Origin of the sequence: Acetatifactor aquisgranensis (genome assembly GCF_943193215.1) — a bacterium.
In the GTDB taxonomy this organism is placed as follows: Bacteria; Bacillota; Clostridia; order Lachnospirales; family Lachnospiraceae; genus Acetatifactor; species Acetatifactor aquisgranensis.
Map to the genome: position 1 here is coordinate 1 of NZ_CALPDH010000065.1, position 10,189 is coordinate 10,189.

12 protein-coding genes and 2 pseudogenes are annotated in these 10,189 nt (G+C 46.5%); 8 read left to right on the plus strand and 6 right to left on the minus strand.

Annotated features, from left to right (window positions below):
• Positions 1–189: 189 nt before the first annotated feature.
• On the plus strand, positions 190–957 hold the full coding sequence (locus NFS35_RS27895; protein WP_120410208.1) for a GNAT family N-acetyltransferase: 768 nt from the start codon (positions 190–192) through the stop codon (positions 955–957).
• Between the two features lie 57 nt (positions 958–1,014).
• On the opposite strand, the pseudogene NFS35_RS29840 reads toward NFS35_RS27895, so the two are convergent.
• Positions 1,015–1,119 (minus strand): annotated as a pseudogene (locus NFS35_RS29840) (recombinase family protein); the annotation flags it as partial.
• Positions 1,116–1,424, minus strand: coding sequence for a hypothetical protein (locus tag NFS35_RS27905; RefSeq protein WP_251210239.1), 309 nt, complete (start codon positions 1,422–1,424; stop codon positions 1,116–1,118). The gene NFS35_RS27905 and the pseudogene NFS35_RS29840, both read right to left, overlap by 4 nt.
• A 207-nt stretch (positions 1,425–1,631) precedes the next feature.
• On the opposite strand from NFS35_RS27905, the gene NFS35_RS27910 reads away from it, so the two are divergent.
• From NFS35_RS27910 to NFS35_RS27920, 3 genes are all read left to right on the plus strand, one after another.
• Entirely contained in the window at positions 1,632–2,279 is a 648-nt protein-coding gene (locus NFS35_RS27910; protein WP_251210240.1) for a sigma-70 family RNA polymerase sigma factor, read from the plus strand.
• A 122-nt stretch (positions 2,280–2,401) separates the two neighbouring features.
• Entirely contained in the window at positions 2,402–3,316 is a 915-nt protein-coding gene (locus NFS35_RS27915; protein WP_251210241.1) for a hypothetical protein, read from the plus strand.
• Positions 3,309–3,839, plus strand: a complete 531-nt coding sequence (locus NFS35_RS27920) for a hypothetical protein (protein ID WP_251210242.1) — start codon at positions 3,309–3,311, stop codon at positions 3,837–3,839. The genes NFS35_RS27915 and NFS35_RS27920 overlap by 8 nt, the downstream gene beginning before the upstream one ends.
• A gap of 251 nt (positions 3,840–4,090) precedes the next feature.
• Here NFS35_RS27920 and NFS35_RS27925 read toward each other — a convergent pair whose 3' ends face one another.
• From NFS35_RS27925 to tnpC, 4 genes and pseudogenes are all read right to left on the minus strand, one after another.
• Positions 4,091–4,444, minus strand: a complete 354-nt coding sequence (locus NFS35_RS27925; protein ID WP_251210243.1) for a TnpV protein — start codon at positions 4,442–4,444, stop codon at positions 4,091–4,093.
• 140 nt (positions 4,445–4,584) lie between these two features.
• Positions 4,585–5,478: a hypothetical protein gene (locus tag NFS35_RS27930; protein ID WP_251210244.1), complete on the minus strand. Its 894-nt coding sequence runs from the start codon at positions 5,476–5,478 to the stop codon at positions 4,585–4,587.
• A 74-nt stretch (positions 5,479–5,552) separates the two neighbouring features.
• Complete coding sequence (locus NFS35_RS27935; protein ID WP_251210245.1) at positions 5,553–5,852, minus strand: hypothetical protein; 300 nt, start codon at positions 5,850–5,852, stop codon at positions 5,553–5,555.
• 187 nt (positions 5,853–6,039) lie between these two features.
• Positions 6,040–6,867 (minus strand): annotated as a pseudogene (gene tnpC / locus NFS35_RS27940) (IS66 family transposase); the annotation flags it as partial.
• A gap of 733 nt (positions 6,868–7,600) precedes the next feature.
• On the opposite strand from tnpC, the gene NFS35_RS27945 reads away from it, so the two are divergent.
• From NFS35_RS27945 to NFS35_RS27960, 4 genes are all read left to right on the plus strand, one after another.
• The gene (locus tag NFS35_RS27945; RefSeq protein WP_330640519.1) at positions 7,601–7,894 is read left to right on the plus strand and encodes a defense against restriction DarA-related protein; all 294 of its coding nucleotides are present in this window, start codon (positions 7,601–7,603) and stop codon (positions 7,892–7,894) included.
• A gap of 8 nt (positions 7,895–7,902) precedes the next feature.
• Positions 7,903–8,088, plus strand: a complete 186-nt coding sequence (locus tag NFS35_RS27950) for a DUF4316 domain-containing protein (RefSeq protein WP_251210246.1) — start codon at positions 7,903–7,905, stop codon at positions 8,086–8,088.
• A complete protein-coding gene (locus NFS35_RS27955) occupies positions 8,085–8,429 on the plus strand; it encodes a plasmid mobilization protein (RefSeq protein ID WP_408629661.1) in 345 nt (114 codons plus the stop codon). The genes NFS35_RS27950 and NFS35_RS27955 overlap by 4 nt, the downstream gene beginning before the upstream one ends.
• Positions 8,430–8,526: 97 nt before the next feature.
• Positions 8,527–9,930 carry a relaxase/mobilization nuclease domain-containing protein gene (locus NFS35_RS27960; RefSeq protein ID WP_408629662.1) on the plus strand — a complete coding sequence of 468 codons (1,404 nt, stop codon included), beginning with the start codon at positions 8,527–8,529 and terminating at the stop codon, positions 9,928–9,930.
• Positions 9,931–10,189: the final 259 nt, after the last annotated feature.

Here is a 10,189-nt window from a genome sequence, read left to right on the forward strand (position 1 = left end):
ATTATCTTAAAAAATCGTTGAAATACCTTGGCTGCTCCGTAAACCTCGGTATAATAGAAGTTTCGGTATAACTACTACTGTCAACGCCTGTAAAAGAGGGTTGAAAGCCGTCTGCAATGGTGGTATACTTGGCTTGTGTTATTTGACAAATCGGGATTTGCCAAACCGATACAATGTGGAGAGAAGTTTATGACGAATCGTGAAATGATGGAAATTGCCATGAGGCAGTCCGCAGAGGATATGGGATGCCGAGAGGAAGATTTTAAGACAAATCGAAATGTTGTTTTTCCCTTAAAATTAGGGAAGAACTCCCGCAAATATTTGAAGAAGCCTATCACGTGCAACTTTGTTTCCTATGGGAACAATATTGCGGCAGCTTCCATACCTGAAACCTTGGAAATAGTGTCCGAGTATATAGGAAAGTTTGAATTTTATCACTGCTTTGAAGCACCAAATATGCACTGGCTGAATGAACGTCTATTCGAGAAAGGACATAAAATATGCTTTATGGCAGAATACTATTTGCCTGATATAAGCAGGATACAAGTTCTTTCTTGTGCCTATAAAACACGCATATTGGAGCAAGAAGATTTTGGTGATTTGTATTTGCCGGAATGGAGCAATGCACTTTGCAAAGATCGTAAGCATTTGGATGTACTTGGCGTCGGCGCATACGATGGAAACATATTGGTTGGATTAGCAGCCTGTTCTGCGGATTGCAAAGATATGTGGCAGATTGGTGTGGATGTCCTGCCGAAATACAGAAGACAAGGAATTGCCTCCGTACTGACAAGTACGCTTACAAAAGAAATAATAAACAGGGACAAAGTACCATTTTATTGTACGGCATGGTCCAATATCAGGTCAGTCAGAAACGCCATTAAGAGTGGCTTCGTTCCAGCATGGGTAGAAATGACCGCAAAACCCACAAATATTGTTGACGAAATGAATCTATAAATCCTTGTTTAACGGGGGGATTTCATCTTTATGGTGAAATCCCCCTTGACAAATGTTCTCTTGGTTGACTATGCTGTTGCTGTCCCCCGCAAGATCATCGTCCCTTGAGAGCCGCTCATAAAGAGCTGTTATTTTGTTGTCACCAGCCGTCCTGTTGTTCATTCTGAACTCCTTTCCGGCGGCTGGCTCATCTGTGGTGAATCCATCTTAACATAACTTTCTGCGCCTGTCACCATTTCATTTAAAATTAATCGGGGAATTTTTTCATCCAGCGTGTCGGCATATCCCGAACCCATATATACCCTGACCTTAAAAAGCGTCCCGCCAATCCTGCGGTAAAAAAAGCCAGCCGCAGAAGGGCTGGACTTTGCCATATTGTTATTCAATTTTACTGCCTCCATTAGCAATCCTTTCTTGCGTGCAGTCTTTTCTTGCACTTCACACGCATATCCCTTATAATTGTTCAAGGAACTGCTAAGTCCCCTGACTTCCGTACTTAGTAACCAGATTTTTGTTTTATCCGTATCCCATAGTCTGTCCCTCCTTTCGTGTAACCGATTTTTAGTTAAAAAGAATTACTCTTTCACTAATAGGAGGAAAACGGCTATAAAAACGGAAGTGTTTTTGAAAAAACAGCTACAAATTTTTATTTTTTTGCAAAGGACTGACCATAAATGCCAAAATACGCTGAACTCCCCACATTCAGGGAGCAGAATTTCATAACGGAAGCGGACAGGGATATGCTCCACCGTGAAGCCCGCGCTCTTGCAATCCGACGTATTGAGGAAAGCGCAAGGACGGAAGCTGACTTTGAAAATGTGCTGTACTGGTGGGACAAACTGGACGCCAACAGGGAGCGGAAGGAAAGAGACCATGAGATCGGACGCTCCACTGTCCCTTTGGAACGGGGTGCATACGAATTATACCTTTCCGACAGCCCTTCCTATGACATGATTTTAAGAAGGCTCATGCTTGCGGGCGATTTCCTCGATATTATATTTGACCACCCGGAAACAATACATGAGCTTGTCACAGACACGGATTTATCGAAAATATTGAAGGAACTAAAGCCGCATCTCAAAAATATGCTCTATTATCTGTTCCTGCGTGACTATTCCACCTTGGAATATGCAGAGAGTATCAGACAGTCTGACCGGAATATCCGTGGTATTAGGGAAACTGCGCTGAAAAAGATACGGAAACTTTACAGCGGCATACTTGCATACCGGAAACAAAACAACCTGCCCATGACACTTGATGAAAAATATTTCCTTGATAATGGTGTCCAAAAGAAAAGGAAAACCAAACAGACCAAAACCTAGAATGTAAATGTGCCCTGACTGAAAATCGCAAACAGCTTGACCAATAATAAGTAACCATTTATAATATAGAAGATATTACATCAGATGATGTGGCAGGATTGATGGATTGGAGCAGATTTTTTATGAAGAATTTATTTGAACGTACCAGCGCGCCGTGGATTCGGTACAATAGCTATGAATATAAGACAGGCAGTGACAGTAACCTCTACATAACAGTTTCCAAAGATGCCAGACCTGAAATGTACCATCCCATACAGGAAGCGGAACAGCTTGTCATTGATGCCATAAATGTCGGGCTTGCCGCCATGCACAAAGTACCGGAAGAAGCATTGATGGAAGCTGTGCTTGACTTTACCAAAAAATATGGTTTTCTCGGCTTTATGACAGCCCTCCCGACAACAGCGGACTTCATTACTTATGAATCGGTGTATCTTCCAAAGAACCACTTTATAAAGGAAGAATCCCTCCCTACAGAGGACTATCTCGCCTATTTCTACCCTTTTGACAAGCCTGATTTCAAAAAGAATGGCGTAGAATCGGGATGGACTGTGACTGACCGTGAGGGTATTGCGATCACGATGGCTATGGGGAATGCGCCACAGGCTGTGGCAATGGAACTGCAGAAGGACTATGCGGAAAGATACGACTGGCTTGTAAAGGAATTTACCGACTGGGCGTTTACCTTTATGACGAGCTTTCTTTATTACATGGATTATGATACGATTGACGAACAGACGCGCAGCCTGTACCATCAAGGCATTTTCGCTTTCGGCGGCGTAGCCCCGACTTACCGGATTGCGCTTGAAAAGGATTCGCCCGTTATTGTATGGGATTTCCATTCCCTGCTCGTCATGGTGCAGATGTGCTTCTCATTCATGCTCACGGATAAGGACAGTGATATGCGCATGTGCAAACACTGTAAGAAAGCCTTTGTCGCAAGTCGGAAGGGGAATGAGTTTTGCAGCCAGAAGTGCAAGAACCAGTTTAATGTCTACAAATCAAGGGGAAAGAAGAAAGGGAACAAAAGAGATGATTGAAAACAGGAATGTAAATATCATAACCGATGCGGACGGTAAAAAGCTGGTCCTGATTAACGATATCCGTTTCAAGGCAAAAGTGCGGGATGACTGGACGGCTGTCGAAGAATACCTGAAAGAGTATATCGGAGATTTTTACGAAATTGAGGAAACTTCTGAAAAAATATATATTTCGGCAGATTTTCCCGATGAATACGCAAGTTCAGAAAGCCGTATCGCCTTAAAAGGCGCCGTTGCAAAGGCTAAGGCAAATGCTTCACAGGCTGTTCCTGAACTTATAAGAATAGCCACCAATCCAAAACATGAAGCAAACCGGAAAGAAAAGCACAAAACAGATGCGGTATATGGATGGTATCGCTACAACATCAGATTTGCATTGCCCGTATATGATGACAAAACAGGGAAAATAGCAAGACATAATATTTATTCAGCAAGTATGCTTGTCCGTCATGCGAATGATGGCAGGAAGTATCTGTATGATATTCTGGCAATAAAAAAAGAAACGAGCAGCCCGCTTGAGTGAAAACACTGTACGGTAAAAACCCATTTCTTATTGTCAATAATAAGCTATTTTTCGATTCCTGTCAATCCTCAATTTTGATTTTTCCAAAATATCGCCATTAGCATTTTTAATGCAATGGGGGAACTTTGTTCCCCCATTGACCACTCCATAGCATGAGGCGCAGATGATGTCAAGACCGCCGCAGGCGAGACGAAGCCGGTGTCTTGACATCATCTGCGCCTCATGCTACAAAACTTAAAACCAGAATAAAACTAAAGGGAATATACCAGATCGTGCAGCACTATTTCCTCCGCCCTGCTCCTAATGCTGTTCATCTTCTGAAGCCAGCAGAGCCAGTCATCAGATTTAAGCTGCTCCGTTACGCCCTCTTTCTTTGCCATCTGCCCCACAAGCCTGTCCATCATCTCATTACATTCTTCATCAATCTCTGCAAGATGCTTCCATAAGGTTTCCGACAGAATCATATACGAATAAATGCCCCTGTGGTTTTCTTCTAAAAAACGTTTCCTCATTCTTCCATACTTCCCAATCTGATACTCCGTTGTATCCGAAAGTTTGAGGTTGGGAATCAGATAGTCGCCTTCCCAATGATATGTAATTTCCATATACAGCCGCCTTTCTTCGTGTTAAACTGAATGTTGTCGCTCATGTTCCTCCTTTTGGGCGTAAAAAAAGACGCATGGTTTACAATTCACTGTTCCATGCGCCTTTACGCTGTTTTATTGATATTAAATTGTTTTACCGATTACGCCAACTGTATAATCTCGGCTTCAAGCTCCTTTAATTCCTCCATTGATAATGCAGGAACATAACGTGCAATCTTTTCAAGAGAAAGTTCTCCGTCTTTAATCATTCTTTCTGCGGTTTCCCTGTCTGCGTCATGCCTTTCGCTTCTGATAAATGATTTCATAATCTGTTCTTCATCAAACAAACTCATCATAATTGTCACAACCTCCTTTTCTCTCTGCGCTAAATATTCCCTTAAAACATTCCTGTCTTTGCATATGCGGATTGTTTCCATAACTGCCTTTTGTGTCATTCCATGCTGTTTTGTCTGCTCGTTAAAAACTTTGCAGAAAATAATGTACTGGTTGATAATATCATCTGTATCGCTTTCATAGATAACTTTTGCTTTTACCTCAATATCTATATCCGCACCCTCAAAAAATTCTTTAGACAAAGATATTTTATCGGGTTTCCTCCCTTTGTTTCCCGTAAAAATTACATAAAGTTCGGGCTTTGGCATTTTTACTTTCCTGCTTTTGTAATAGTCTTGGCAGGTACGCTGAAAATATTCGTGATAGCTTTGCGCTAGATACAGCAAAACTCTTACTAAAATATTCACTGTCCATGTAGATTGTGCCTCCACAAGTATCATCAGCTTATTATTAGCAATAAAGCCTAAATCGTTATACAGATTATCCGTCAATACATTTGTGATCGTCACATCTGTAAGGGAGTCTTCTGTCGCTGTGGTGTCCTCTGGGTGGAGCGTTTTATATAGCTTTAGCAGATAACTCTTGTTTTGAAAAAGGTCAAGGAATACGCTGTTTTTTGCTGTACGTTTTGCCATGACTTCCTCTATCTGTTTTGTATCGTCCTGCACTTTAACACCTCGATTTCTAAAAATCTGTGACATAAGATACGATATATCCTGTTCCTGCCACACTTCAATTATACAAAAAAACGCCTGTCTTTACAATAAAATTCACATTAAATTTCTTCCTCCCTCCGCCTAGTCTTGTTTTGTTGTCTGTTATGCTGTCGGCTCTCGTTCTGAAGCTCCCTCTCAAGGTTTTTCTTATTGTAGCTGATTATCTCCGCATACGCTAATTCTGTGGCGGTCTTGGTCTGCTCTTTGCTGACATTGTCATATTCAGATTGCAAAGACTGTATCTCGGCTTTCCACTGTTTCGGCGTTATCTTCTCGCCGTTCTGTAAAAGGCTCTGCATACGCTCCTTTAATTCGGGGTACTTCGATAAGCTGTCTTTATGCTCCTTATCGTATTTCATTTTCGCAAATCCTTTGAGCGATTGGCTCTCTTTATAGGTGGCTTGGATTGGCGCATAGAGGGCATACATTTTTGACAGTTCCTTTAATCGGTTTAGTTTCTGCCCCTTTGAAAGATGTACCGTAAGCGTCAAATAAGATAGTGGATAGAAAAATAACCACCAACCCTCTATAATAAAAGGGCAGTGGTCATCGGCACCGTTCCTGTACCATGGGATCCCATGGCAGATAGTCATCCAGATATTCCGGATTTTCAAGAAATGTACTCCCTGGCATATCTGACAGGATATATTTTATATATTTCATTGCATCCAGACCATTGGCTTTCGCTGTTTCGACCAGGGCATAGATCCCTGCACTTGCAGCAGCACCCTTCGGACTTCCCGCAAACAGCCAGTTCTTCCGGCCGATCACAAAGGGGCGGATACAATTCTCCGCAAGGGAATTACTAATGGAACAGTTCCCATCTTCAAGATAATTGAAAAATTCCTGCCGGTTGTTCAGGGCATACCGGAAAGCTGTATGGAGCTTCGACTTTGGCAGTTCCCCGGCAGAGTTTATCTCTGCCCATGACCAAAAAGCCTCGAGAAGCGGTTTCTCGCGGTTGATCCGTTCCTTTTTCTTCTGTTCCGGGGGAAGGCTCTCCAGTTCCTTTTCTATCTCAAACAGCTTATTCAGCCGCAGGACTGCCTCTGCGGGTTTTGAGACTTTCGGGTCATGGATGTCTTTGGGCAGCGCATCCACGAAAGCGCGTCGCAGGTGGGTGTAGCACAGGCATCTCGTAACCCCTTTCACCCCATTGTACCCGGAATAAGCATCCGTATGGATATATCCGGTATAGCCTTTTAAAAACGCTTCCGGATGTTTTCCGCCCCTCCCCGGCTGGTACTCAAAATACCGGACCGGCCTTGCCTGGTCCCTGATGCTGCAGTACACCCACATGTAAGAATCCGAAGTGTTCTTCCGCTCTGGTTCCTTCAGCACCTGTACATAAGTCTCATCGATATGCAGACAACGCCCTCCGCAGGAGTCCATGCAAGTGAAACTTGCCCCTCGGAGAGCGCACATACCACCTCTGGTGGTATGTGCGCACCCCGTAAATGGGGTGAATGCATTACCTGGGCTTTTCAGTTTCTTGGCTCTTGTCATTCCATACCGCCCCCGCTTTCATTTTCGGCATTAGGGAAAGTGGATTGTGGGGGAGTGTTTTCTCGGCTTTCTGACTTGATTTTAGAGATAATCTGCTGACATTCCCTTGTCTGCAATGATACCTCATTCTTTCTATGCTTTGTTGGTAGTTACTGAAAATAAAAAAGACAGCTGATTCTTCCGTTAGGATAACCCGCTGCCAAAAACAAGCAATATTCTTCTTTGCATACCCCCTCTTCTGCATTGTTGCTTTTAATAGAACACAAAAAGCACTTGGGCTTTTCCTAAGTGCTTAATGCTTCTCCCCAATAAGTGGAGGTTTTATTAAAACTATAAGTAGTACTATAGATGTACCCTGTTGGGCTACTGTTTCAGAAACTTATCTATACACAAAGTCCACATAATTCAAGAAAACTACAATCTACACAGAGTCACAGGAACAATCTTTCCTGCTGAAAATTCAAAAATAACATCTGACAGTTCCTCAATATCACCAGCAATATGGCTCGTAAGCAAAATAAGCCTGTTCGGAGACTTTAATTCTAAAAGCAATTGTTTTATTTGTGCTACACCTTGTTTATCTAAGCCATTAAAAAGGCCGGTGGACATAGGGACCTACCCGAAGCCGCCGGGCAACGGGCCCATAGAGATATTCAACTATGACGAGAGGATTCCGGTGGAGGGCGGGAACATGCTGGCGTGGGGCGAGCTGATTTATGGAAAGCCGCTGACTGAAAAGCAGATGTATGATTATGAGCTCAAGCCATCCAGCCACAACCCGGACCGGGCGGGGCGGCCGTCCATCACCGGGCAGCTGAAGGAGGCGGCCAGAAGGCCGGAACCGTCAAAGGAGCCGGGGAGACAGAAAACAGGGAAGTCCCATGAGGACAGATAGGAGGATCTATGAACGAGAGAGACAATCCCTTATTGACTGCGGAGCTTACGGAGGAACAGAACGGGAACATGCTGGACGGCATACTGAATAACCTCCCGCCTTTGCCGCTCCCCCAAAGGCCGGAGGAAAAGGCGCTTGACCGGGTGAAGGAGCCGCCCGCCCCAAAGCGGAGCCGGGAACGGGAGGAACGCTGACGGCAGGGAGGAAACGGGACAGGCACCTGAACGTGATGGTGACGGCGGACGAGCTGGCCCAGATACACGGGCGTATGGCCGAGGCCGGCATTTCCAACGCCGGGGCCTATATGCGGAAGATGGCCCTGAACGGCTATATCCTCCATGTGGATCTTGCGCCCGCCCGGGAGCTGGTCTCCTTGCAGCGGCGGTGCTCCAACAATCTGAACCAGATAGCCGTCCACGCCCACACCTACGGGCTGTACCCGGAAGAGATTGACGGGCTGAAAGAGGACTATGAAAAGCTGTGGGGGCAGCTGTCCGGGGTGTTGAAGGAGCTGGCTGCCCTGGTGGAAAAATAAGATGGAGGGGCGGGGCCTTTTGTGGCCTGCGCCCCTCTCTTTTCTGTTTATGACGCTTCGGGCCAATCTGGCCCGAGGCGGGAAGGAGGGATGGACCATAGCGACCACGCGGCTGATGAAACGCAAGACCACGCCGGGGCTATCTATCGCGCAGTCCATAAAGGACTGTACCGACTACGGAAAGAACCCGGTCAAGACGGAGGAAGGAAAATATATCTCTGCCTATGAATGTGACCCGGCCACGGTAGACGCTGAATTTCTCTTGTGGAAAAGCAGGTACAAAGCCGCCACGGGCCGGGAGCAGGGAACAGATAAGGATGTGCTGTGCTATCAGATACGCCAGTCCTTCCTCCCCGGGGAGATTGAGCCGGAGGACGCCAACCGTATCGGCTATGAGCTGGCTATGCGGTGGACAAAGGGAAATCACCAGTTCATCGTCACCACCCACACCGACAAGGCCCATATCCATAACCACATTTATTACAATTCCACTACCCTTGACTGTACCCATAAATACCGGGATTTCCTCGGCTCCGGCCGTGCCCTCGGGCGGCTGTCCGACACCCTCTGTCTGGAAAACGGCCTCTCTGTCGTGAAGCAGCCGAAGCCAAAAAGCCAGGAGAAATACAGGAACTACGGGGAATGGGCCAAGGGCCGGGAAAGACCGCTTACCTTCCAGCAGAAGCTGTGCGCCGCCATTGACGCGGCCCTTGAAAAACAGCCCTCCGACCTTGCCGCCTTTTTCTCCCTTATGGAGCAGTCCGGCTATGAGGTAAAGCAGCAGCGGGGCGCAATCAGTTTCCGAGCTCCCGGCCAGGAACGGTTTACCCGTCTGCGTTCCTCCACGCTGGGGAAGGGCTATAGCCAGAAGGATATAGAGGCGGCGCTGTCTGGCTCCCGAACAGGCACGGGCCAGCCCGGCCAAAGGGTCAACCTGATTATCGACATTCAATCCAGGCTCCAGGGGAAGGGGCCGGGGTATGAGCGGTGGGCCAAGGTTTTCAACCTGAAACAGATGGCCGCCGCCCTAGCTTTTTTGCAGGAAAATAATTTGATGGAGTATGTACAGCTGGAAAAGAAAGCGGCAGAAACCACGGAGCATTTCCACACGCTGTCCGACCAGATCAAGAGTACCGAGGCCGCACTCCAGACCAACAAGGAATTGAAGGTTGCCACGGTCCAGTATGCCAGGACCCGGCCAGTGTTCCAGGAATACAAGGCCCGGAAATACAGCCGGAAGTTCCTTGCGGAGCACGAGGGCGACATTGAGCTCTACCGGGCGGCCTGCGCCGACTTCAAGCGGATTCTGGGCGGGGCGAAGCTGCCAAAGATGGACGAGCTGAAGGAGGAAGGCCGGGAGCTGGCGGAGAAGAAAAAGAGGCTCTATGCCGAGTACCGGAAGGCCCGGGAGGAAATGCGGGAGGTCACGGCGGCGAAGGCGAACATTGATTATCTGCTGGGCTATGCGGAGCCGGGCAGGAAGAAGGAGCAGGAACGTTAGGGGGGTGAAAATAAGGAGCAAAGCGACGCTGACATTTCGGGCCAAGTTGGCCCGAAGCCGGGTTTGGGGAGGCTCCCCAACAAGCAGATTTTTGCGTTCTGGCCGGAAGGCCGGAACGTAAAAATAGCAACTGTGTGGCCACAGTTGCCCTGCTTGCCAATTTTATACCGAATTCGGTATAATAGTAGTTATACCGAAACTTCTATTATACCGAGGTTTACGGAGCAGCCAAGGTATTTCAACGATTTTTTAAGATAAT